The 23,731-nt window shown below is 64.0% G+C and carries 21 protein-coding genes and 1 pseudogene; 13 read left to right on the top strand and 9 right to left on the bottom strand.

Annotated elements, in window-relative coordinates:
• Positions 1 to 7 precede the first annotated feature (7 nt).
• The 3 genes from ACMGT0_RS04140 to cpaB all read right to left on the bottom strand — a co-directional run bounded on the left by ACMGT0_RS04140 (position 8) and on the right by cpaB (position 3,500).
• Positions 8 to 1,282 (bottom strand): CpaF family protein, encoded by a 1,275-nt coding sequence (locus ACMGT0_RS04140; RefSeq protein ID WP_054060083.1) that lies wholly within the window; start codon positions 1,280 to 1,282, stop codon positions 8 to 10.
• Positions 1,282 to 2,469 carry an AAA family ATPase gene (locus ACMGT0_RS04135; RefSeq protein WP_054060082.1) on the bottom strand — a complete coding sequence of 396 codons (1,188 nt, stop codon included), beginning with the start codon at positions 2,467 to 2,469 and terminating at the stop codon, positions 1,282 to 1,284. The genes ACMGT0_RS04140 and ACMGT0_RS04135 overlap by 1 nt, the downstream gene beginning before the upstream one ends.
• Positions 2,470 to 2,573: 104 nt before the next feature.
• The gene (gene cpaB / locus ACMGT0_RS04130; RefSeq protein WP_416771594.1) at positions 2,574 to 3,500 is read right to left on the bottom strand and encodes a Flp pilus assembly protein CpaB; all 927 of its coding nucleotides are present in this window, start codon (positions 3,498 to 3,500) and stop codon (positions 2,574 to 2,576) included.
• A 304-nt stretch (positions 3,501 to 3,804) separates the two neighbouring features.
• Here cpaB and ACMGT0_RS04125 point away from each other — a divergent pair, with 304 nt between their 5' ends.
• The 4 genes from ACMGT0_RS04125 to ACMGT0_RS04110 all read left to right on the top strand — a co-directional run bounded on the left by ACMGT0_RS04125 (position 3,805) and on the right by ACMGT0_RS04110 (position 6,369).
• The gene (locus ACMGT0_RS04125; RefSeq protein WP_054060080.1) at positions 3,805 to 3,996 is read left to right on the top strand and encodes a Flp family type IVb pilin; all 192 of its coding nucleotides are present in this window, start codon (positions 3,805 to 3,807) and stop codon (positions 3,994 to 3,996) included.
• 68 nt (positions 3,997 to 4,064) lie between these two features.
• The gene (locus ACMGT0_RS04120) at positions 4,065 to 4,478 is read left to right on the top strand and encodes a response regulator (protein WP_026007664.1); all 414 of its coding nucleotides are present in this window, start codon (positions 4,065 to 4,067) and stop codon (positions 4,476 to 4,478) included.
• 196 nt (positions 4,479 to 4,674) lie between these two features.
• The gene (locus ACMGT0_RS04115) at positions 4,675 to 4,968 is read left to right on the top strand and encodes a hypothetical protein (RefSeq protein ID WP_054060079.1); all 294 of its coding nucleotides are present in this window, start codon (positions 4,675 to 4,677) and stop codon (positions 4,966 to 4,968) included.
• Positions 4,969 to 5,019: 51 nt separating this feature from the next.
• Positions 5,020 to 6,369 carry an MATE family efflux transporter gene (locus ACMGT0_RS04110; RefSeq protein ID WP_416771592.1) on the top strand — a complete coding sequence of 450 codons (1,350 nt, stop codon included), beginning with the start codon at positions 5,020 to 5,022 and terminating at the stop codon, positions 6,367 to 6,369.
• On the opposite strand, the gene ACMGT0_RS04105 is transcribed toward ACMGT0_RS04110, so the two are convergent.
• From ACMGT0_RS04105 to ACMGT0_RS04080, 6 genes are all read right to left on the bottom strand, one after another.
• Positions 6,370 to 7,149 carry a DUF4123 domain-containing protein gene (locus ACMGT0_RS04105; protein WP_081006054.1) on the bottom strand — a complete coding sequence of 260 codons (780 nt, stop codon included), beginning with the start codon at positions 7,147 to 7,149 and terminating at the stop codon, positions 6,370 to 6,372.
• Positions 7,146 to 8,438, bottom strand: coding sequence for a contractile injection system protein, VgrG/Pvc8 family (locus tag ACMGT0_RS04100; protein ID WP_416771589.1), 1,293 nt, complete (start codon positions 8,436 to 8,438; stop codon positions 7,146 to 7,148). The genes ACMGT0_RS04105 and ACMGT0_RS04100 overlap by 4 nt, the downstream gene beginning before the upstream one ends.
• Before the next feature lie 251 nt (positions 8,439 to 8,689).
• Positions 8,690 to 10,603: an arginine decarboxylase gene (gene speA, locus ACMGT0_RS04095; RefSeq protein WP_054060075.1), complete on the bottom strand. Its 1,914-nt coding sequence runs from the start codon at positions 10,601 to 10,603 to the stop codon at positions 8,690 to 8,692.
• Between the two features lie 289 nt (positions 10,604 to 10,892).
• Positions 10,893 to 11,264, bottom strand: a complete 372-nt coding sequence (locus ACMGT0_RS04090; protein ID WP_017903778.1) for a translation initiation factor Sui1 — start codon at positions 11,262 to 11,264, stop codon at positions 10,893 to 10,895.
• A 173-nt stretch (positions 11,265 to 11,437) separates the two neighbouring features.
• Complete coding sequence (locus tag ACMGT0_RS04085; RefSeq protein WP_054060073.1) at positions 11,438 to 11,983, bottom strand: NUDIX hydrolase; 546 nt, start codon at positions 11,981 to 11,983, stop codon at positions 11,438 to 11,440.
• A 3-nt stretch (positions 11,984 to 11,986) separates the two neighbouring features.
• Positions 11,987 to 13,054, bottom strand: coding sequence for a DUF2333 family protein (locus tag ACMGT0_RS04080; protein WP_017903776.1), 1,068 nt, complete (start codon positions 13,052 to 13,054; stop codon positions 11,987 to 11,989).
• 325 nt (positions 13,055 to 13,379) lie between these two features.
• Here ACMGT0_RS04080 and ACMGT0_RS04075 point away from each other — a divergent pair, with 325 nt between their 5' ends.
• From ACMGT0_RS04075 to fis, 9 genes and pseudogenes are all read left to right on the top strand, one after another.
• Entirely contained in the window at positions 13,380 to 15,041 is a 1,662-nt protein-coding gene (locus tag ACMGT0_RS04075) for a response regulator (RefSeq protein ID WP_054060072.1), read from the top strand.
• A 1,509-nt stretch (positions 15,042 to 16,550) separates the two neighbouring features.
• Positions 16,551 to 17,057: pseudogene (locus tag ACMGT0_RS04070) on the top strand (methyl-accepting chemotaxis protein); the annotation flags it as partial.
• A gap of 266 nt (positions 17,058 to 17,323) precedes the next feature.
• A complete protein-coding gene (gene aroQ, locus ACMGT0_RS04065) occupies positions 17,324 to 17,776 on the top strand; it encodes a type II 3-dehydroquinate dehydratase (RefSeq protein ID WP_054059592.1) in 453 nt (150 codons plus the stop codon).
• A gap of 48 nt (positions 17,777 to 17,824) precedes the next feature.
• Entirely contained in the window at positions 17,825 to 18,289 is a 465-nt protein-coding gene (accB, locus tag ACMGT0_RS04060) for an acetyl-CoA carboxylase biotin carboxyl carrier protein (RefSeq protein ID WP_017903772.1), read from the top strand.
• A gap of 17 nt (positions 18,290 to 18,306) precedes the next feature.
• The gene (gene accC, locus ACMGT0_RS04055; RefSeq protein ID WP_054059593.1) at positions 18,307 to 19,665 is read left to right on the top strand and encodes an acetyl-CoA carboxylase biotin carboxylase subunit; all 1,359 of its coding nucleotides are present in this window, start codon (positions 18,307 to 18,309) and stop codon (positions 19,663 to 19,665) included.
• Positions 19,666 to 19,919: 254 nt separating this feature from the next.
• Positions 19,920 to 20,798 carry a 50S ribosomal protein L11 methyltransferase gene (gene prmA, locus ACMGT0_RS04050; RefSeq protein WP_054059594.1) on the top strand — a complete coding sequence of 293 codons (879 nt, stop codon included), beginning with the start codon at positions 19,920 to 19,922 and terminating at the stop codon, positions 20,796 to 20,798.
• A 30-nt stretch (positions 20,799 to 20,828) separates the two neighbouring features.
• On the top strand, positions 20,829 to 22,157 hold the full coding sequence (locus ACMGT0_RS04045) for a DUF3426 domain-containing protein (protein ID WP_416771585.1): 1,329 nt from the start codon (positions 20,829 to 20,831) through the stop codon (positions 22,155 to 22,157).
• A gap of 174 nt (positions 22,158 to 22,331) precedes the next feature.
• Positions 22,332 to 23,345, top strand: coding sequence for a tRNA dihydrouridine synthase DusB (dusB, locus tag ACMGT0_RS04040; protein ID WP_054059595.1), 1,014 nt, complete (start codon positions 22,332 to 22,334; stop codon positions 23,343 to 23,345).
• Entirely contained in the window at positions 23,342 to 23,662 is a 321-nt protein-coding gene (gene fis / locus ACMGT0_RS04035) for a DNA-binding transcriptional regulator Fis (RefSeq protein ID WP_003186237.1), read from the top strand. Before dusB ends, fis begins: the two co-directional genes overlap by 4 nt.
• The last annotated feature ends 69 nt before the right edge of the window (positions 23,663 to 23,731 follow it).

Genomic DNA, 23,731 nt, shown 5'->3' with positions numbered 1-23,731 from the left:
GACCTCCTCAATCGTCGAAACCCAGGTGCAACTCGCGCCGCAGCTTGTCGCCCGCCGGGTTGACGGCATCGCGCTGGAAACTGAAGCCGTTGCGGCGATCGAGCCGGAACAGGGTGTTGGTGACATAGATGTCATCGCGAACCCCGACCACCTCCACCACTTCGCTGACACAGCGACGGCCATCGGGCAGGCGGGTCAACTGGATCACCACGTCCAGCGCCGCGCAGATCATCTGGCGCAGGGTCTTCTCCGCCACTTGGCGTCCGGTCAGCCCCACCAGGGTTTCCAGGCGCAGCAGGGCGTCCTGGGCATTGTTGGCGTGCACCGTGCTCATCGAACCGTCGTGGCCGGTGTTCATCGCCGTCAGCACGTCGAGCACTTCCACGCCGCGAATCTCGCCGAGGATGATCCGATCCGGGCGCATCCGCAGGGCGTTGCGGATCAGGTCGCTGGACCTCACCTCGCCATGGCCCTCGGCGTTCGGCGGACGGGTCTCCAGGCGCACCACATGGGGATGGTTGAGTTGCAGTTCGGCGACGTCCTCGATGGTGACCAGGCGCTGGTGACGGTTGATCAACTGGCTGAGGATATTGAGCAGGGTGGTCTTGCCGGTGCCGGTGCCGCCACTGATCAGGATGTTGCAGCGCTTGCCCACGGCGTCCTGGAAGAATTCGAGAATGGCCTGGTCGATGGTCTGCATCGCCACCAGATCGTTGCTCTTGAGCATGTCCTTGCGAAACTTGCGGATCGACAGGCAAGGACCGTCCAGGGCGATCGGCGGAATGATCGCGTTGACCCGGCTGCCATCGGGCATCCGTGCGTCGACCATCGGTGACGACTCGTCCAGGCGTCGACCGAGGGGCGCGAGGATCCGCTGGATGACCCGTTCCACGTGGTGGTCGTCGATAAAACGCAGGTCGCTCTGGTGCAACAGGCCATCGCGTTCGAGAAACACCCGATGCGGTCCGTTGACCAGAATCTCGGTGACCGCCGTGTCACGCAGCAGCACCTCCAGCGGACCGAAGCCGGTCAGTTCATCGACGATCTCCTCCGCCAGCCGCTCCATCTCGTAACGGGAAATCGCCAGGTGCAGGCGCGACACATACTCGCCGACCTTGTCGATGACGAACTGCGCCAGGACCTGGCGCGAGCCTTCCAGCAGGTTCTTCCCCGACTCCTCGATGGCATCAATGATGTAGCGATGCAAAACCAGCTTGAGCCCTTCATGATCGGTGTTGCCGGCCGCTCCACGGCTCTGGCCGCCGAACAGTTTCTCGCTCATCACTTATGCCCCCAGATCCGGTTGAGCCAGCCCTCGGCGGTCCTGGTACGGCCCTCGGAGCGCTTGGCCAGGTGCTCGCCCAGGGACTTGAGGCCCTGGGTCAGGGCTTCGCGCGGGGCCAGCTCGAACAGCGTCTGGCCCTGGTTCTTCGCATTCAGCCGCACCTCGACATTCAAGGGCAGTACCGACAGGACCGGCAGCCCGAACGTCTTGCCCAGGGTTTCGGAGTCCGGTGAAACATTCTTGAGATAACGGTCGACCAGCAGCCGCGCGTGGTCGAGCTTCATGCCCTTTTCCCGCCACAGGTTGAGGATCGTCAGGTTGCGTCGGCAATCGAGCACACTCTGGTCGGTGTACCAGAGCAGCTTGTCGCAGTGACTGACGAAAGTGCGCAGGGCCTCGCTGTCGGACTGTCCGGTGAGATTGACGATGATGTGCTGGAAGTGCTGGCGCAGGGCGCTGAGCAACATGTACAACTCGGCGGCGCTGGTGCGCTTGAGGGGCTCGTCGGCACTGGCATAGGCGAGGATGCGCAGCCCCTCTTCGGTGCGGGTGAAGGCGCTGTCGATCATCGTCGAGTCCAGGCGGCGCAGGTGGCGCAGCGCGTCGCCAAAATGGAACGAGCTTTCCAGACCGAGCAACGCCAGGCTGTCGCCCCGGGGCAGGCCGAGGTCGAGCAGCAGGGTCTGTTGCCCGCTTTTCTGCACTACCAGTGCCAGGTGAGTGGACAACAGTGCCCCATCGGCATTGCCCTGGGCGCCGTACAGAACGGTGAAACCGCCCATCTGCGCACTCGGTGCCACCGCCGGCAGGCGCTTGCTCAGGCGTCGGACCAACCCGGCCACTTCGCTGGAGCGCGAGCCGTAGGCGACGAAGTCCCGGGCTCCGGCGCGCATTGCATTGAGCACCAGCTGGTTGTCCATGCCGTCGCCGAGGGCGACGATCGCCAGCATCGGCTTGGCCTCCAGCAACCCTTCGATCAGGGCGCTCTGGGCCACCAGGTTCTCCCGGTCGAGGCCGACGAAAATCAGCCCGGCAAAGGTGACGTCCACCAGCGACAGCAACTCGTCGAGACTGCCGCCGGCGCTGACCACCTGGCCCAACGGCGCCAGGGCGCCCTGCAGCCATTCCAGGTCGGTGGTGTTGCGGGTGATTGCCAGGAAGGTCTGGCTCAGGCTCTGGCTCATTTCGATAATCCGCTACGTTGCACCGACAAACGCCACCGGAACAAGGCCCGGGCCACTCGTTTGACGCTCGACAGGGATCCACTCATCCGAAGCTTCCTTGCAGATCAGGGTGTTGATTGACTGACTTGGTTGCCACGGATCACCACGGCCCCCTGGCCACGCCCGCCGCTCTCGACAACCGGGGGCTGGCCCCTGGGGGCCCCGGCCAGGGCCAACTGGTTGAACTGGAACAGCTCGGCGCTGGCCGCCTTGAGGTTGGCGGCACCGACCTTCTCGCCAGCCCAGTAGCGAGGCAACAGGTGCTCATCGGCACTGCGCACCGCCAGGCGCAGGGTGCCGACCTGAGTCGCCAGCATCAACCGGCTCAACAGCGGTTCGGGAACCGCCAGCACCACGGTGCGGGCAGACGCGCGACGCAGTTCCTGATTGGCCCGCTCACTGGCACTGGCGCCCGACGCGGGCTTGCCATCATTGGTCAGGCCCAGTTGCTCGCCGACGCTGAGCAGACGCATCGCCGGAATCACCACCTGGGCCGACTGCTGCAGATTGCTGGCATCCTGGCGCAGGAACAGCAGCACATCGACATAGTCCCCGGGCGTCAATTGCCCGCCGGCCCCGATCACCTCGTCCACGGCCACTGCCAGCGCGCGCTCGTCGGAACGGATCATGCGTGCCAGCGGGCCACCGGCCTGGAAACTCTCGTCACTGAGCCAGGTCCCGGCCTTCAGGGGCCGCCAGGGAATGCGGTCCACCGCTTCCTGCAACGAACCGAAGCTGCCGGGTGGGGCGATACGCAGGCGCTCGATCACCAGGTCGGCGGCCGTCAGGGGAACGAAGGGAGGGACATCGTGGGCCAGCACCACCACCGGCTGGCGCGCCGGTTCCTCGGCAGCGGCCGGGTTGTCCACAGGTGCGCTGACGGCCGGAACCACAGGTGCCGGCGGATGACTGAGCATCAGCCCCCAATATCCGACAACCAGCGCTGCGATCAACAAGATGGCCGCCAGCCCCATGGTCACTCGACTGTTCATGACGGCTCTCCCTTTCCGACTGCGCGACCCGCGAAACCCTCGCATTCAGGCAGCTATGAACATCAACTTTTTCGCTATTTGAAGGTAGTCCAGCTAGGACGAAATGCCATTACCCAACCGAAAATATCCGCAGATTAGAGAAAGGAAACCGACGTTTATTGACGCCAACCTTCGGACTAATACTTTGTGATTAATCCTTTCTTACAGTTGTTGCCCGCCGCTTTGTTGACGATGCTGTGATGGCATAGGGAAACCATGTCGTAAGGCGGCTGATACAGCGTTTAAAGACGTAAGGAGTTGTCAGATGATCCTTGATTTCATTACCAGGCTGTATGTTCAGGTTCAGCTTTTCATGAGTCGCAAGGAGGGTGCTTCGGGTATCGAATATGCGATTGTGGCGGCGATGGTGGCGGTCGTGATTGCAGGACTGTCGACTGGAATCGGTGACAAGATCAAGACAGTTTTCACAAACCTGTCCTCAGGCTTGGGGACTTGAATTCAGCATTCTTTTCTACCTCGAAGAGGCGCTACACTCTCAAGACGAATCAGCCACAGGAATCGTTCATGACTTCCTCTGTTCCCCCACGCCAACAGCTCCTTCTAGTGGATGACGAAGAGGACGCACTCCTGGAGCTGGCCGAGTTGCTGGAAGGAGAAGGGTTCTCCTGCTTCACCGCGACCTCGGTCAAGCAGGCCCTGTTCCACTTGACCAAGCACCCCGACATCGCGCTGGTCATTACCGACCTGCGCATGCCCGAGGAAAGCGGCATGTCGCTGATCAAGCGGCTGCGCGAGCACACCTCACGCCAGCACCTGCCGGTGATCGTGACCTCCGGGCATGCCGACATGGACGATGTCAGCGACATGCTGCGCCTGCAGGTGCTGGACCTGTTCCGCAAACCCATCTATCACGTGCGCCTGCTGGAAACCCTCAACAACCTGTTCCCGCAGCCGCGGATCCATGTCGTGGGCTCCTGACAACCCGCGTTTGCGAGAGCGGGCCTGCCTGCGAAGAATGCCGCCTGGCCCGCCAGCCTGAAATGACCACCGCCGCTCCAGGGACCGCCCCCAGCGATCAGCCCCTGTTCTCCACACGCCATGCCAGCGGGAACCTTGCTGCCAGTTCCACAGCCAAAGGCTACAATCCGCGCCACACGCTCACCAGGGTACGCATATGCAGGTAGAAGGCTTTTTCGAGTGGCTGGGTCGGGTGCTCGGCTCGGTGATCCGCTTCATCGTCGATGGCCTGGGCGGACTGTTCAGCCTGCTGGCCAACGCCGGCGGCAACTTCATCGACGGCCTGGCCCGGGCCCTGGGCATGGACACCTCGCTGATCAGCATCCTGGCCCTGATCGTCGGCCTGATGTTCCTCTACTCGGCAGTCCGGGCCTTCATGCGCGCCTCGATCTTCCTCGGCATCATCTGGCTGCTGCTCGGGCTCTGGCTGCTGAGCTGGATCATTCACTGACGACCGCTGCGCGACCGACGGCTACAATGCGCGCTCTTGCGAGGAGCCTGCATGTCCACCCTGCTCACTGACTGGCGCGACCGCCCCACCCATCGGCGGGTTTGGGCGCTCGCCGCACCGATGATTCTGTCGAATATTTCCGTTCCACTGGTGGCGCTGGTCGACAGCACGGTGATCGGTCACCTGCCCCATGCCCACCAGTTGGGCGCCGTGGCGGTGGGGGCCAGCCTGTACATTTTCCTGGCCTGGGCCATGGGTTTCCTGCGCATGGGCTCTACCGGCTTCGCCGCCCAGGCCGCCGGACGCGGCGACGGGACCGCGCTGCGGCAGGTTCTCCTGCAGGGGCTTCTGCTGAGTCTGCTGCTGGCGCTGTTTCTCGGGGTCATCGCACTGCCCTTCAGCCATCTGGCGCTGCAAGTCATGCAACCCTCGGTCGAACTGCGGCAACTGACCCTGGACTTCTTCCATACCCGCCTGTTCGGGCTGCCGGCGGCACTGGCCAGCTACGCGCTGGTCGGCTGGTTCCTCGGCACCCAGAATGCCCGGGCGCCGCTGGCGATCCTGCTGACCACCAACCTGATGAACATCGCCCTGAACCTGTGGTTCGTACTCGGCCTGGAATGGGGCGTGGTCGGCACGGCGCGGGCGTCGGTCGTCGCCGAATGGAGCGGTGCCCTGCTCGGCCTGGCGCTGACCGGCGGCGCCCTGCGCAGCTACCCCGGCAAGCTGGCCTGGGCAGCCTTGGCCCTGTGGCGCAACTGGCGTCCCTTGCTGACCGTCAACCGCGATATCTTCATCCGCAGCATGGCCCTGCAATCGGTGTTTTTCCTGATCACGATACAAGGTGCCCGCCTGGGCGACGCCACCGTCGCCGCCAATGCCCTGCTGCTCAACGGCCTGCTGCTGACCGCGCACGCCCTCGATGGCCTGGCCCATGCGGTCGAAGCCCTGTGCGGGCACGCGATCGGTGCCGGGGATCGTCAGACCCTGCGTCGCTCGCTGGTCGTTGCCGCGGGTTGGTCACTGCTGGCCAGTCTCGGCTTCGCCTTGCTGTTCCTGCTCGGCGGACATCTGTTCATCACCCTGCAGACCGACATCCCCAGTGTGCGCGAAACCGCCTTTGGCTATCTGCCCTACCTGGCCGCGCTGCCGCTGGTCGCGGTCTGGAGTTATCTGCTGGACGGCTTGTTCATCGGTGCCACCCGCGCCCGTGAGATGCGCGACGCGATGCTCGCCAGCGTGCTGATCGCGTTGCCCTTCGCCTGGATCCTGAGCCGCTACGGCAATCACGGCCTGTGGATCGCGTTCCTGCTGTTCATGTCGCTGCGCAGCCTGACCCTGGGCGCTAGTGCCTGGAAACTGCAGCGGCGGGATCGCTGGTTCAACAGCCCGACGCACTAGTCAGCCCCGCGCCCGCATCCAGGCCTGGCGCAGATGCTCCAGGCGCTCGCCCGGCGTATCGCCCGGTAGGCCGGATGGAAATGGCGCCGCTGGATACTGCGCCCGCAACCATAGCCAGTCATCGAGGCTGGCACTGTCGCGAAAGCCCTGGGCGACGCCCTCCTGCAGATGACCCCAGGTCCTGGCGTAATCGTGGCCGCTGGCCCGGCTCCACTGGTAGGCATGCCGCTCCAGCAGACACACCTGCAGCCGCCGCTGCTGAGCGGCACTGAGGGGTTCCCCGGCGCCGAGGGCCGCCCCTTCCAACTGCGGATTGATCAACTGCTGCCAGCCGAGACAACCGGCAGCCTTGTCGGCCCAGGTGCCGCCGTACCAGTAGAGAAGACTGATCGGCCCAAGCCAACGGCTCAGTTCACGGCTATCGGTACCGTCAAAAAAATAGCTGGCGGTCTGCGGGTTGTAATAGCTGACCACGCCCTGACGCTCGCCGTCGAAGCGCACCACCAGCATCTGCCGCAAATGGGCCAACAGGACGGGGACGGGAGCCCGGCTACGCAGGAACAGCCCACCCCAGGCCGTGGGCCGGGCCTGGCTCAGCGTCGCCAACGGACAATCCGCCGCCAGTCGCAGCAGCCGCGGCCCCCAGTCACGCACACCGTGGAACGGCGTACCCTCGAACAACGGGTAGCTTTCGTAGTGCGCATAGCGCTCCCGCAAGGCCGCAACCAGGCCGGGTGCCGTGGGGATATCCAGCAGCAGCCATGTCGCATTCGTGTTCACGGCAGGCAACCCCGGCAACCGCAGGAAGCTGGCCGGCTATCGCTTGCGGGGGGGCACAGCAATACCAGTGGATGCCCCATACGCAACAGTTCACATACCGGGTCACCGGCAGACTGCGCCTGCCACTGCCGGGTCTCGGCGCGCCCGACAATGTGCGGCCGGTCCGGGTCGCCATCGGCAAACCGCACCCAGAGCGGCGTCCCCACCTCCAGCCCTGCAACGAATGCATCGGCGTCGGCCATCGCCGAGCGGTCGAGCGGCAGGTGGCAGGTGCTCTGCCGGGCACCCTCGCCCTGATAGAAGACCAGCAACTGCACGGCGAGCCGCACTTGCCCGTCCGGGCTGGCGCGCCTCTCGCCAGCGGCCAGCCGGGCCCGAAACAGGCCGGACAACCGCGGTTTCGGATAACGGCGGGAGGTGCGCAGTGCCACCTCCCAGGAGGTCGCGCTGAACAGGTTGCGGTAGAACAACCTCCAGGGTTCGCGCAGGCTGCTGTCGCCGCGATGCTCAAGCGCCGTGATCAGCCACAGGCGGTTCCACGCCGCGCAGGGGTGCCCGGACAGCGGCATAAAGGCTGCACAATGAAGCCCCGGCAAATCGCTTTCGCCCTGCGCCAACTCCTGGCCGCGCCCGCCACGGCGGGGCAGCCGCCCCGACAGGGCGACCTGGAAATCCTCGACCCCGGGTCCGTCATCCGGGCAGAAGCGCGCTTCCCGGGTCCGCCGCAAGGCACCCAGCCCATCGGTGAATACCAGGCGATGATGGTTCCGCGAGTGCTGGAAGTGAAAGTGGATGCCTTCCTCGGCACAGAGTCGCTGGACGAACGCCAGGTCGGATTCGTCGAACTGCACGCAATACGGTCGCGGGACACAACGCGCCTTGAGGGAGAAACGAAACGCGTCATCCCGCAGGCCGTGCTCACCCAGCACCTGGGCAATGATCCCCGGTACCGTGCGCTGCTGGAACAGGCGCCGACGCAGGCGCTGCGCCAGCAGCCCCAGGCGCGGCCCGAGAAACAGCCGGCAGTGGCCCGGAGCCAGGCCGGAACAACGCAGGTTGACGCCCTGGATCTGTGCATGGATACCCTGATCGGCGGCCCCCAGGCACAGAAAACAACTGCGGTACATCAGCCTGCCCGGATCCGTTCCAATGGTCTCGTCGGGCACGTCCAGTTCGAAGGCGAACAGCTCGCTGACCGCCTCGCGACCGCTGAAGGAAGTGACAGCCAGAGGACGGGACAAGCCGGCAACATCCAGACGGAAAAACGGCTGGTTGGCTGGATCGAACATGGATATTCCTCTACATGGGCCCGACGTGGACCGGGGATTTTCGCCGAGGGAAAAGAGCGAGTAGAGGGGCAAACAGGCGTTAGAGAAATCACCTACACAAAACACGGAAGCGATGAAGCCATCACTTTGCCGTTAGGCAATAAAAAACCCACCGCAGAGGGTGGGTTTTCGAGATTCAGACCAAGCCTACACGATCAAAGGAAAAAGCCCTTTATTGAAAGGGCTGGTTCCGAGGAACTATCGGCCTTGCCTCATGAGGACAGGTAGGACGAACGGGTCAGGCCCAGACGCAATGCATCGAGGAACTGGGTCCGCTCCTTGACGCTGATGCTGGCACTGGCGACCTTGTCGCGGTAGTGGGTCATCAGTTCCTCCGGCGACAGGTGCACATAACGCAGCATGTCCTCGATGGTGTCGTGGGTTTCGATACCGGCGTGGTACACGCTGCCGTCGGCATTCTGGTAGATGTTCACCGAGTCGGTGTCACCGAACAGGTTGTGCATGTCGCCGAGAATTTCCTGGTAGGCACCGACCAGGAAGATCCCCAGCAGGTAGTCTTCGCCTTCGTTCACCGCGTGCACCGGCAGGCTGGTCTCGATGCTCTGCTCGTCGACGTACTGCTTGATCTTGCCGTCGGAGTCGCAGGTCAGGTCCTGCAGCACCGCACGCCGCAGCGGCTCCTCGTTCAGCCGATGCAGCGGCAGGATCGGCAACACCTGGCCGATGGCCCAGGTATCGGGCAGGCTCTGGAATACCGAGAAGTTGCAGATGTACTTGTCGGCGAGCTTGTCGTTGAGTTCGTCGAGCACCTGGCGGTGCGAACGCTGGCGGGCCTTCAGCGAGTTGTGCAGGCGCCGGCACACGGCGAAGTAGCACTGCTCGGCCAGGGCCTTCTCGGCCAGGGTCAGCTTGCCATCGGCGTACTGGGTGGCCACGTCGCTCATGTAGTGGGTGGCGCGCCAGTAGGTTTCGGTGACCATCTCGATATCGGTCGGGCCCAGCAGTTCCACCAGCCACTGCACGGTTTCCGGCAGGTTTTGCGGATTCTCGATGTGCGGCACGTCGTCGTTGTGTTTCTCGACGTCGGTCACCTGCACCACCAGCATCGCGTGGTGGGCGGTCAGCGACCGGCCACTCTCGGAGAAGATGTTCGGATGCGGCAGGTTCTGCGCGTCGCAGAACTCCTTGAGCATGCCGACCACGACACCGGCGTAGTCATCCATGTCGTAGTTGATCGAACTGGCGTTACGCGAGTGGGTACCGTCGTAGTCGACCCCCAGGCCGCCACCGACGTCGATGTGATCCACCGGCAGGCCGAGGTTGCGCAGCTCGCCATAGTAGCGGATCGCTTCCTTGAAGCCGTACTGGTAGTCGGCCAGGTTGGCGATCTGCGAACCCATGTGGAAGTGCAGCAGGCGGATGCCCTGGTCGAGGCCGGCCGCGCGGAAACGCTCGACCACCGACAGCAGTTGCGCCGCCGACAGGCCGAACTTGGATTTCTCGCCACCGGTATCGGCCCACTTGCTCGACGCCAGGGACGACAGGCGCACCCGCAGGCCGACCTGGGGCTTGACCTTGAGGGAGGCGGCCTCCTCGATCACCAGTTCCACCTCGGACTCTTTCTCGATCACGATGAACACGTTGTGACCGAGCTTCTGGCCCATCAGCGCCAGGCGAATGAACTCGCGGTCCTTGTAGCCGTTGCAGACGATGGTGCCGCCTTTCGGCGCCAGCGCCAGCACCGCCAGCAGCTCGGGCTTGGAGCCGGCCTCCAGGCCGATGGAGACGTTCTGGGTGGCGATGATGTTCTCGATCACCGCTTCCTGCTGGTTGACCTTGATCGGATACAGCGCGGTGTACTTGCTCTGGTATTCCAGGCGCGCGATGTTCGCGTCGAACGCGCCGGTCAGTTGGCGGACGCGGTCCTGCAGGATATCCGGGAAGCGCACCAGCAGGGGCAGGGACAAGCCGCTCTTGCGCAGCTCGTCGACCTGCTCGAAGAGATCGATGGGCGAACTGTTCGGGCCGTTCGGACGAACCTCTACGCGACCGGCATCATTGATCGCGAAATATCCGGCCCCCCAATGGCGAATCCCGTAAACACTGCGGCTGTCCGCAACTGTCCATTGGCTGCCATCGTCTTTGCGTGTGCGTCGTACGGACATCGAAGTCCCCTATAGAAGAAGTCAGGTAGCGCCGCCTGGACCCAGGCTGCGCGCAGTCTAAAGAATGAAAATGACGATTCGCCTGTATCCGTGTGAGACCACGGATACAGCTCCGAGTTTAGGCTCTGTACACTATGTATCCGCGCTCGCCCAGGCTGCGTTGAAAACATTTCGTACAGCCCCCAAGAGGCTGTGCGGGAACAGGCTCTGTGAAAACCATGGGCGCGACTGCCAGGCCGGGTTCATCCGGGCTGGCGGGTCGACTGCACGGTGGTTTTCACAGAGGCTGCTAGCCGCCGGACTTCTTCGCCTTGAAACCGTGTTTGACCAGCTCGCCCAGCAGCAACTCGACATGGTCGCCCTGGATCTCGATGACGCCGTCTTTCAGGGCGCCACCGGTACCACAGCGTTTCTTCAAGGTACTGGCCAGTTCCTTGAGGGCGTCTTCGGCCAGGGGCACGCCGGTGATCGTCGTCACCGTCTTGCCGCCACGGCCCTTGCTTTCGCGGCGCACGCGGGCAATACCGTCGCCTTCGGGGATACGGGTCTGTTTGCAGGTACAGGCGGCCACCGGCTGGCTACAGTCGGGGCAATGTCGGCCTGCGTCGGTGGAAAACACCAGGCCGCCGAGAGCGGCGAAGGATGCGGCTTTTTTGGCCACCGGCAATCCTCTTGGGAGGACGAAAGACTGGTCGAAAGCCATGACGGGCGACGACCGCGAAGCCCCACTCAGGCAGGGGCAGCGCTACTCAAGGCGGCCAGGCCGCTTGAGCTTGAAAAGTCGCGCAGTGTAACGGCAAAAGGCCGATGACCCAAGAGCCAATCGGCGCCATTTCATGAAGGTTTTGCGACGCCCTGCAAATAGCGCTTCAGGGCCGCCAGGGAGTCCGGGCAGTAGGGCTTGCGCGCGCTTTCCTCCACGGCGGTATCCACCGCGACGAAACGTGCCTCCAGCACTTCTTCCGGTTGCAGGCGCAAGGGCCCGTCCCAGACAGCACTGAACACCGCACACCAGAGCCGGTTGCCCGGCTGATCGAAGAAGAAACGCTCGTGGGCGGTCAAGGGTACGCCACTGACGCCCAGCTCCTCCTCCAGCTCGCGGGCGGCCGACTCGGCGTAGCTTTCATCGGCCTGGACCATGCCGCCGGCCGCCACGTCCCAGTAGCCGGGATAGATGGCCTTGCTCAGGGTCCGCCGATGCACGCACAGCTCACCGGCCGAATTGAACAGCAGGATATAGGTGCCACGTCCGATCAGGCCGCGCTCACGCAACTCGGCGCGGGCGAGGCTGCCTTGCAGGCGATCGTCGTCGTCGACCCAGGCGATCAGCTCGGCATCGGAGGCGGCGCGATGCGCCACCTCGTTCGGGGAGACATTCATCGATCAACCCTGGTTGAGCAGTTGGCGCAGGTCGATCACCGCGGCGTTGGCCCGCGAAATGTAGTTGGCCATGACCAGCGAGTGGTTGGCCAGGACGCCGAAGCCGCTGCCGTTGAGGATCATCGGGCTCCAGACCGGCTCCTGCGAGGCTTCCAGCTCGCGGATGATCTGCCGCACGCTGACCGTCGCATTCTTCTTCGCCAGCACGTCGGCGAAGTCGACCTCGATCGCCCGCAGCAGGTGCGACAGCGCCCAGGCCTGGCCACGGGCTTCGTAGAACACGTTGTCGATCTGCAGCCACGGCGTCTCGACCACTTCTTCGTCAACCTGCGGCACCTGGCCCGGGGCCACGCTTTCGGTTTTCAGCGCGGAGTTCAGCTTGACCCGCCCGACACTGGCCGACAGGCGCTGGGACAGCGAGCCCAGGCGCGTGGCGACATCGCCGAGCCAGTTGTTCAGGTTGTCGGCACGGGCGTAGAACAGCGCGTTGTTCTGGTTAGGGTCGGACAGCCGGGCCTGGTAGCGATCCAGGGAGTTGATGCCCTCCTGGTACTCCGCCTCACTGGACGGCAGCATCCAGCTGCGGTTGTCGAAGTTGAAGCGCGGCTCGGCCTTGGCCAGGTCGGCGTCTTCGGCCGACTGCGATTGCGAGCGGGCGAAATCCTTGCGCAGGGCGCGAGTCAGGTCGCGCACCTGGACCAGCACGCCGTATTCCCAGCTGGGAATGTTGTCCAGCCAGACACCAGGCGGGAAACGATCGTTGGAGAGATAGCCACCCGGCTTGTTCAGCAGGGTACCGACCACCGTCTTGAGGGTCTCGACCGTGGTATAACCGACGACCATCTTGCGCCCCTGCTTCTCGGCGGCCATCTGCGCGTTCTGCTGGACGGGAAACAGCGCCGGCTCCTGGCTCCAGTACCAACCGAGCAGAATCGTCACCACCAGGTACAACCCGACCAGGGTTGCCAGGGCACGACTGAACAGCAGGCCGGCAAAATAGCCGCGGGGTGCCGGCGAGGGTTCTGCAGCGCGTTCCGGCGCGCTGCCTGCGCGTTTTTTCCAGTCCAGCATGGCTCTATTCCTTTCGATCGCTTGAGTTCATCGGTTGACCACAACCCTGGCCCATCGTGCCCTGCCCAACCGAATTCGCCTCAAGGCCGGCGTTCGTCGGGCAAGGCACGGCCGCGTTGCCATCCATCGCCCCACTATAAATCAAGCGGCTGCGGGACGCTTCATGCAAGCGCCGCCCAATTGACCATCTCCGTCACTCCGGACGCTGACCAGAGGGTCACGAAATGAATTCGAGAAGTTGACGCATGGCACATATACCGCGACCACAGAAGTGCTAGCATAGAGCCACTATTTCCTCCGCCGTTCGTCTAACCAGTAGCCCGATATGAGCGAGCCAGAAGACCCCAACCGCGAGCGCCTCAGGCAGCACTTTGCCCAGCGGGTCATTCACCAGGCCCGCCAGATCCTGGAGATATGGCAACGCCTGCAGCGCAGCGAATGGTCGAGCGGCGACATGTCCGAACTCAATGAGGCGAACCTGCGCCTGCTGCGTTTCGCCGAACGTTTCGAACAACCGGAACACGTCCAGCTGGCCCATGGCATCCATCGCTCGCTGGAGGCGGTCGACGCCAACCGTGGTCGTCTCAGCAGCGGCCTGATCACCGAACTCAATCGCCTGATGCAGCGTCTGTCGCGCACCGGCCTGCGCCATGGCGACCAGCTTGAGCACACCTTCCTGCCGCCGTTGCGCAAGCCGGTCTATGTGATGCTGCAGGATCACGAGCGCGCCGAGCGACTGGCCAAGCAACTGGAATTCTTCGGCCTCGGCGCCCAGGCGCTGGAAAATGTCGCGGCGTTTCGCTCGGCCATGGCCGAACGCCTGCCGGCCGCGATCGTCATGGACGTCGACTTCAGCGGCAGCGGCATGGGCCTGCACCTGGCGGCCGAAGCCCAGCTCGGCCTGGAACAGAAGCTGCCGCTGCTGTTTTTCAGCCTGCATGAAACCGACACGCCCACCCGCCTGGCCGCCGTGCGCGCCGGTGGCCAGGAATTCCTCACCGGAACCCTGGAGGCTTCCAGCCTGCTGGAAAAGATCGAGGTGCTGACCTGCGTCGCCCAGTACGATCCGTACAAGGTGCTGATCATCGACGATTCACGCGCCCAGGCCCTGCACACCGAACGCCTGCTCAACAGCGCCGGCATCGTCACCCGGACCCTGATCGACCCGATCCAGGCCATGGCCGAACTGGCGGACTTCCAGCCGGACCTGATCATCCTCGACATGTACATGCCGGCCTGCACCGGTACCGAGCTGGCGAAGGTGATCCGCCACAACGACCGCTATGTCAGCGTGCCGATCATCTACCTGTCCGCCGAGGACGACCTGGACAAGCAGCTCGACGCCATGAGCGAAGGCGGCGACGACTTCCTGACCAAGCCGATCAAGCCCCGCCACCTGATCACCACCGTGCGCAACCGCGCGGCCCGGGCGCGCAACCTCAAGTCGCGGATGATCCGCGACAGCCTGACCGGCCTCTACAACCACACCCATATCCTGCAACTGCTCGAGGACTGCAGCTTCCGCGCCCGCCGCGAATGCAAGCCGCTGAGCTTCGCGATGCTCGACATCGATCACTTCAAGCGGGTCAACGACAGCCACGGCCATCCCATGGGCGACCGGGTGATCAAGAGCCTGGCGCTGTTTCTCAAGCAGCGCCTGCGCAAGACCGACTTCATCGGCCGCTACGGCGGCGAAGAGTTCGCCATCGTCATGCCCGATACCGACCTGGAATCGGCCTATAAGGTGCTCGAAGAAATCCGCCAGCGCTTCGCGGAAATCCATTACCCGGCCCAGCCGGAAGACCTGTGGTGCACCTTCAGCGCCGGCGTGGTCGAACTGCAGGAGGACAGCGACAGCCTGATCATGGCAAGCCAGGCCGATGAAGCCCTCTACCGTGCCAAGCATGCCGGGCGCAACCGGGTGCAGGTGGCGAGGCAAAGTGCCACTTTTTCATCGGATTCGACGGAGTCCGTCATAACGCTGTAATTAAACAGCAATAAATTCAGGCGCTTACCACTCTTGTCGTGGATAGGATCGAGAATGCGCCTGAAGTTGCTGACCAATCTCAACACCCTGCTGCTCGTTGCCGTCTGCCTGGCACTCGGGGCCACGCTCTGGTGGTCGCAGCGGGCGCTGGAGCGCCCCTATCAATTGATGGAACGTTATCTGGGCCTGTCGCAGCAGTTCCAGAACCAGGCCGCGCGTAATATCGAAGACTACCTGGGCAGCGGTGACGCCCTGCGCCTGAGCAGCGCCGGACAGTCCATCGAAGCGATGGACAAGGAAATCACCGCCCTGCCGCCGTCGATGACCGAAAGCCTGCGCGCCAGCCTGGCCGCCCTGAACGACTTCAGCAAGACCGACCTGCTGGCCGCCGGCAAGCTGGCCGGCGATCCACAGGCCCTGTTGCTGCAGGCCGAACGCGAGCTGGGCGGCAACCTCGAACAGTTGACCCGGTACGCCACCGGCGTCAGCAGGCCCGAGGCCGCGGCCTATCTGCCCCCCCTGCTGGCGGCCTCCTCGCACCTGGCGAAACTGTCGCTGGCGCGGGAAAAGCTGGTCAGCAGCGGCCGCAGCGAGCTGGCCGCCGACGTCGAGCGCGAACTGGCCAGCATCCGCAGCCAGGCCGAACAGCTGCAAGCCCTGCCCCTGCTCGGCGTGACGTCCAGCAGTGAGTCCGGCGCGGACGACTTCAACGCCATGATGGGCCTGGAGGCCACAGAGAAGGCTGCGGCCGAAGACACCGGCGTCGGCCTCAAGCGCGAGCTGCACAGCCTGCTGAACCGCTACCCGGCCGAATTGGCCCGCACCCGCGAGCAGATCCAGCGCCGAGCCGACCTGGCGGCGGCGACCCACCAGAAAATCAGCGCCGTGCAGCAGGCGATCGCCGCCATGGAGCCGCTGGTCCGCGCCCAGCACGGCCAGATCGAGAGCGAGGTACGCCTGATGCAGGGCGCGATGATCGGCCTGATCCTGCTGATCGCCCTGTTGATCGACACCCTGCAGCGCAAGTTGGCCCGGGTCCTGACCAACCTCGCCCCAGCTCTTTCGATCTGGGCCGAAGGCGACTTCAGCCGGGACATCCAGTTGGGCAGGACCAACCGCGAACTGCACGATATCGAAGCCTCGCTGAATCGCCTGCGCGCCTACCTGGTGGATCTGGTGGGCACCATTCGCGAGAACGCCGAGCAGGTCGCCGGCAGCAGCCGTACCCTGGCCGACCTCAGCCGCGGCCTGCACAGCGGCGCCGAACGCCAGGCCGGCGACACCGGACAGATCCGCGATGCCCTGGGGGAACTGGAGGCGACCATCCAGCAGGTCAGCGGCGATGCCAGCCAGGCGGCGGACGCCAGCCGCAGTGCCGGCCTGGCGGTCGAGCACGGCCAGACGGTCATCGCCCAGAGCCTGGCCGGCCTGCATGCGCTGGTTGGCGAGGTGCAGGGCAACGCGCAGATGATCGAGCACCTGGCCGAGGAATCGGCGACCATCGGCGGCGTGCTGACGGTGATCCGCTCGATCGCCGACCAGACCAACCTGCTGGCGCTCAACGCCGCCATCGAGGCCGCCCGCGCCGGGGAAATGGGCCGAGGCTTCGCGGTGGTAGCCGAAGAGGTGCGAACGCTCGCCCAGCGCACCGCCGGTGCCACCGGAGAAATCCAGACCCTGATCGCCGGGCTGCAGAGCGCCGCCCGCGAATCGGTGGAAGGCATGCGCACCCAGGTCGAACACGCCGAGGCCACCGCCAGCCAGGCCCAGGCGGCCGACGGCGCGCTGGATGAAATCGTCGGGGCGATCCAGACCATCTCCGACACGGCGGTACGCATCGCCGACGTCACCGCCCAACAGAGCGGCGCGGTCAGCGAGATCCGTGACCACAGCGAACGTATCCACCAACTGGGCGAGGACAATCTGCTGCGCATCGGCGAAGGGCGCAGCCAGGGCGAGCGACTGCTGGAACTGGGTAAACAGCTGAATACGGCGGTGCAGGCTTTCCGCGTCTGAGCAGGCAGGCCTGCCATTTTCTCCATGCCCGCACAGGGTATTCTCACGGTCCGGCCGGTCGTTCCATGAACCTCTGGTCAGCCCCTGTAGGCAACGTCGCCGAACCGGCACTGAACGTGAATGACCGGTTTTCGTATATGAGTCACAAACTTTTCGCGAACATCGGACATCGTGCTGGCTATTGCGGTCAACTGGACAGTCGCCGGCCCTTTGCGGCATAGTCGGCGCGCATTGACACCTGCGCACCGATGACAAGGAAACAGCCGATGGCGACCCTACTGGTCCTGAACGGACCCAACCTGAACCTGCTGGGCACCCGCGAGCCGGGCGTCTACGGCGCGGTCACGCTGGCCGAGATCAACCAGGACCTGGAGCGCCGGGCCCGGGAGGCCGGGCACCATCTGATGTATCTGCAAAGCAATGCCGAGTACGAGTTGATCGATCGGATCCATGCCGCCCGAGACGAAGGCGTGGACTTCATCATCATCAATCCGGCAGCTTTTACACATACAAGTGTCGCATTACGTGACGCATTGCTGGCAGTGAGCATCCCATTCATCGAAGTGCATCTTTCGAACGTGCACAAACGCGAACCTTTCCGCCATCACTCCTACTTTTCCGATGTCGCGGTAGGAGTGATCTGCGGCCTTGGCGCCAGCGGTTACCGACTGGCCCTGGAGGCCGCCCTAGAGCAGCTTGAAAGACTGGCAACAGCTTGAACGACAAGCGATAAACGCCCCTGACCGACCCTTGGGAGTTGACGATTCATGGATATCCGTAAAGTTAAGAAACTGATCGAATTGCTGGAAGAGTCCGGCATCGACGAGCTCGAGATCAAGGAAGGCGAAGAGTCCGTACGCATCAGTCGCCACAGCAAGGCCCCGGCGCAACAGTACTACGCGCCCGCACCGGTACAGGCTCCGGCTCCAGCCGCCGCGCCGGCCGCTCCAGCTGCCGCCGCTGCCGCGCCTGAAGCTGCCGCCGCACCGAAGCTGAACGGCTTCGTGGTCAAGTCGCCGATGGTCGGTACTTTCTACCGCACCCCGTCGCCAACCTCGGCTCCGTTCGTCGAAGTCGGCCAGACCGTCAAGAAAGGCGACACCATCTGCATCGTCGAAGCGATGAAGATGATGAACCACATCCAGGCCGAAGCCAGCGGTGTGATCGAATCCATCCTGGTAGAAAACGGTCAGCCGGTTGAGTATGACCAGCCGCTGTTCACCATCGTTTGAACCGCGGAGTGCCTTCGATGTCCAAACCTGCGAAGCTGGAAAAAGTCCTGATCGCCAACCGTGGCGAGATTGCTCTGCGTATCCTGCGCGCCTGTAAGGAACAGGGCATCAAGACCGTAGCTGTTTACTCGACGGCCGATACGGAACTGATGCATGTGAAACTGGCGGACGAAAGCATCTGCATCGGCCCGCCCCTGGCCACCCACTCGTACCTGAACATCCCGAACATCATCGCGGCTGCCGAAGTCACCGGCGCCACCGGGATTCACCCAGGCTACGGCTTCCTCGCGGAAAACGCCGACTTCGCCGAACAGGTCGAGAAATCCGGTTTTGCCTTCATCGGCCCGAAAGCCGACACCATTCGCCTGATGGGCGACAAGGTTTCGGCCAAGGCAGCCATGATCGCCGCCGGCGTTCCGACCGTACCCGGCTCCGACGGCCCGCTGCCTGAAGACCCGGAAACCGCTCTGCGCATCGGTCGTGAAGTCGGTTACCCGGTGATCATCAAGGCCGCTGGCGGCGGCGGTGGTCGCGGCATGCGCGTGGTGCACAGCGAGGAAGAGCTGGTCGAAGCGGCCAAGCAGACTCGCGAAGAGGCCGGCGCCTGGTTCAGCAACCCGATGGTCTACCTGGAGAAGTTCCTGACCAACCCACGTCACGTGGAAGTTCAGGTGATTTCCGACGGCCAGGGCCATGCGATCCACCTCGGCGACCGCGACTGCTCGCTGCAGCGTCGTCACCAGAAGGTCCTGGAGGAAGCTCCGGCACCGGGTATCGACGAAAACGCGCGCAAGGAAGTCCTGGCCCGCTGCGTCCAGGCCTGTATCGACATCGGCTACCGCGGCGCCGGTACGTTCGAGTTCCTGTACGAGAACGGCCGCTTCTACTTCATCGAGATGAACACTCGCGTGCAGGTGGAGCACCCGGTATCGGAAATGGTCACCGGCATCGATATCGTCAAGGAGATGCTGAGCATCGCCGCTGGCAATCCGCTGTCGTACACCCAGGATGACGTGAAGATCCACGGTCACGCGCTGGAGTGCCGGATCAACGCCGAAGACCCCAAGACCTTCATCCCGAGCCCTGGCCTGGTCAAGCATTTCCATGCTCCAGGCGGCAACGGCGTGCGGGTCGACTCGCACCTGTACAGCGGCTACAAGGTTCCGTCGAACTACGACTCCCTGATCGGCAAGCTGATCACCTGGGGAGCCACTCGCGACGAAGCCATGGCGCGCATGCGCAACGCCCTGGACGAAGTCGTGGTGGACGGGATCAAGACCAACATCCCGCTGCACCGCGACCTGGTTCGTGACGCAGGCTTCTGCGAAGGTGGTGTGAACATTCACTACCTGGAACACAAGCTCGCCCACCAGTGAGTCGGTGATCCGAACGACAAGGCCGCTTTCGAGCGGCCTTGTCGTTTTCTGCAGGAGCGGGCTTGCCCGTGAAGCGGTGCGGCGCAGGACACGGAGGCCAGTCGGTGGATAACCTTCGCCAACAAGCCCGCTTCCAACCCGACAGGCCCGTTCCCGGCAGAGCAAGCCCACTCCCACAAAACATCGCGCTGGCGTAAACTGCCGCGTTTCTCGCGACCACCCCGGTCGCACACTCATTTTCACAGGTGCCCGCCATGCCTTGGCTGCAAGTACGCCTCGCCATCAGCCCGGAACAAGCCGAAACCTACGAAGACGCTTTCCTGGAAGTCGGCGCTGTTTCGGTAACCTTCATGGACGCCGAAGATCAGCCGATTTTCGAACCCGAACTGAACACCACTCCACTGTGGTCCCACACCCACCTGCTGGCACTGTTCGAAGCCGACACCGAGGCCGCCAGCGTACTGGCGCACCTCGAACTGCTGACCGGTGCCCCGTTGCCCGACCACCACACCGAAGTGATCGAGGACCAGGACTGGGAACGCAGCTGGATGGACAACTTCCAGCCGATGCGTTTCGGCCAGCGCCTGTGGATCGTGCCGAGCTGGCATGCCGCACCGGAGCCGGGAGCGGTCAACCTGCTGCTCGATCCGGGCCTGGCCTTCGGCACCGGCACCCACCCGACCACCGCCCTGTGCCTGGAATGGCTCGACGGCCAGGACCTCAAGGACTGCAGCGTTCTCGACTTCGGCTGCGGCTCGGGGATCCTGGCGATTGCCGCGCTGCTGCTCGGCGCCCGCGAAGCGGTCGGCACCGACATCGACGTGCAGGCCCTGGAAGCCTCCCGCGACAACGCCGGGCGCAACAATATCGCCGCCGAACTATTCCCGCTGTACCTGCCCGAGCAACTGCCGAAGATGCAGGCCGACGTGCTGGTGGCGAACATCCTCGCCGGCCCGCTGGTCGCCCTGGCCCCGCAACTGTCGACCCTGGTCAGGCCCGGTGGGCGCCTGGCGCTGTCCGGCATCCTCGCCGAACAGGGCGAGGAAGTGGCCGCCGCCTATGCCAGGGACTTCGATCTGGACCCGATTGCCGATCGCGACGGCTGGGTGCGCATCACTGGCCGTCGGCGCTAGAATGGGCGCTTGCATGAACCGGATCGCCGCATGACCGACAGCTTCGTCACCCAGTGCCCGCATTGCCAAACCAGCTTTCGCGTCAGCCATGCCCAGTTGAGCGTGGCGCGTGGCGTCGTGCGCTGCGGTTCGTGCCTGCAGGTGTTCAATGCGGCGCGCCAACTGCTGGAACAGCGCGCGGCCCGGGAAGCGGCGGCCAATCCACCCGCAACGCCCGTCGCCCCCAGCCCTCCCCCGGCACCGGCGACACCCGCATCGCCGCCTCCCGCCGCGCCAATAGTGCCAGCCGTGCCACCTCGCGCCATCAGCCAGAAGCAATGGACGGCGCAGGAGCTGGACCTGGACGATCTGGATCTCGACGAAGAGCTGGCCCGCCTGGAACAGCGGGAAATCCAGCCGGCCCGCTCATTCGGCCAGGACCACCCGGGCAAGGACGAATCCTTCAGTGCCCGGCGCGACAACGACGATGACGACACCCAATGGTCCGGCAGCCTATTCAGCGCTCCGGCCAGCGAACCCGACGAAATAGCCGACGACGATCAGGAGCGGCCAGCGCCGCCCCCGAAAGCCGAGCGCAAGATCGAACGCAAGGCCGAACAGCCCAAGCCGGGCCGCACCGAGCCTTCGCTGTCTTTCGACCTCGCCGACCTGGACGACGAGCCCCAGGCGCCACGCCTGGCCATCGAAGACAGCGAACTGGAAGAGCTCACACCGCACGAACACGTGAGCGCCGACCAGGACGATGCGGATGAACCCGCCGCCGACCCGAAAAAACCCGCCCGCGCCCGCAGCGAACCCGGCGTCGGCGCACACGACGACGTGCTGCTGGACCTCGAGGACGACCCGATCCATCTCGACTGGCAACGCCGGCGCTCGCCCTGGGGCAAGCGCCTGCTCTGGCTGCTGCTGGTGCTGCTCGCCGGCGCCGCGCTGCTCGGCCAGTACGTCGCCTACCACTTCGACGAACTGGCGCGCCAGGACCAGTACCGGCCGTGGTTCCAGCAACTGTGCCCACAGTTGGGCTGCAAGGTGCCCTCCAAGGTCGATATCGCCCGGATCAAGAGCAGCAACCTGGTGGTGCGCAGCCACCCGGACTTCAACGGCGCCCTGGTGGTGGATGCGATCATCTACAACCGCGCGTCGTTTTCGCAGCCGTTTCCCCTGCTGGAGCTGCGTTTTGCCGATCTCAACGGCCATCTGATCGCCAGCCGGCGCTTCAAGCCCGGTGAATACCTGGGCGGCGATCTCGCCGAACAGAGCGAAATGCCGCCCCAGACCCCGATCCATATCGCCCTGGATATCCTTGACCCAGGCGCCAAGGCCGTGAACTACAGCCTCAGCTTCCATTCGCCCGAGTAGCCGGGGTTGTCAGGTTGTTTGACGGCAGTTTTCCGCCGACGACCAAACTGCTGGCGATAACAGATCAGCTGTTCAGATTTTATCCAATTTTGCCTTTATCCGGTCATCGAGAGCGGGTATTATGCCAACCCTTTTTCGAACTCCAATGATCCGGCCCCACAACAGGGAAGTCCTATGTCGGCGGTACGCATCGGCCCATACACACTGCAGAACGGTTTGATTCTCGCCCCGATGGCGGGGGTGACCGACCAGCCCTTTCGTCAGCTTTGCCGACGCCTGGGCGCGGGCCTGGTGGTTTCGGAAATGGTCACCAGCGACATGAGCCTGTGGAACAGCCGCAAGTCGCGTCTGCGCATGATCCACGAAGGCGATCCCGAGCCGCGCTCGGTGCAGATCGCCGGCGGTGATGCACAGATGCTGGCGGATGCGGCCCGGGCCAACGTCGAGCTGGGCGCACAGATTATCGACATCAACATGGGGTGTCCGGCCAAGAAGGTCTGCAACAAGGCCGCCGGCTCCGCCCTGTTGAAGGATGAAGACCTGGTGAGGGAGATCCTGCACGCCGTCGTGGCGGCGGTCGATGTCCCGGTCACCCTGAAGATCCGCACCGGCTGGGACCGGGAGAACAGAAATGGCCTGACGGTGGCGAAGATCGCCGAACAGGCAGGCATCACCGCCCTGGCGGTGCATGGACGGACCCGTGCAGACCTGTACACCGGCGAAGCCGAGTACGACACCATTGCCGCGATCAAGCAGGCGGTGTCGATTCCGGTTTTCGCCAACGGCGACATCGATTCGGCCGAGAAGGCCCGGTACGTGCTGAACGCCACCGGTGCCGACGGCCTGTTGATCGGCCGGGCCGCCCAGGGGCGGCCGTGGATTTTTCGTGAGATAGAGCATTTCCTGCGTACCGGTGAAACCCTCCCGGCACCGGAGCTGTTGGAAGTGGAACGCATTCTGCTAGAGCATCTGGCCGCGCTGCATGCCTTCTATGGAGAGGTCATGGGCGTGCGTATCGCCCGCAAGCATGTCGGCTGGTATCTCGCAACCTTGCCGGGCGCCAGGGAGTTTCGCGCCCACTTCAATCGTTTGGAAGATACGGAAGCACAGTGCGCCAACGTTCGTGAGTTCTTCGCCGGACGTTACAAGAGCCTGGTGACAGGGGACGGAGAGTGGGTGGCCGCATGACGATGATGACCGAGACTTTAGTGAGTGGAACAACGCCCGTGAGCGACAACGTCAATTTGAAACAGCACCTCAATACGCCGAGCGAAGAGGGCCAGACCCTTCGCGGCAGCGTCGAGAAGGCGCTGCACAATTATTTCGCCCACCTCGAGGGCGCGGCCGTCACGGACGTGTACAACCTGGTGCTCTCCGAAGTCGAGGCTCCCCTGCTCGAAAGCGTGATGAACTACGTCAAGGGCAACCAGACCAAGGCCAGCGAACTGCTCGGCCTGAATCGCGGTACCCTGCGCAAGAAACTCAAGCAGTACGATTTGCTGTAAGCATTCAATAAAACCAGAAAGGCGCCCGCGTAGAAACGGTCGCCTTTTTTGCTGACTCCCTTGTTTTGA

This window comes from Pseudomonas sp. RHF3.3-3, assembly GCF_048069595.1.
Classification (GTDB): Bacteria; Pseudomonadota; Gammaproteobacteria; order Pseudomonadales; family Pseudomonadaceae; genus Aquipseudomonas; species Aquipseudomonas fuscovaginae_B.
This window is presented reverse-complemented; position numbering and strand designations above follow the sequence as displayed.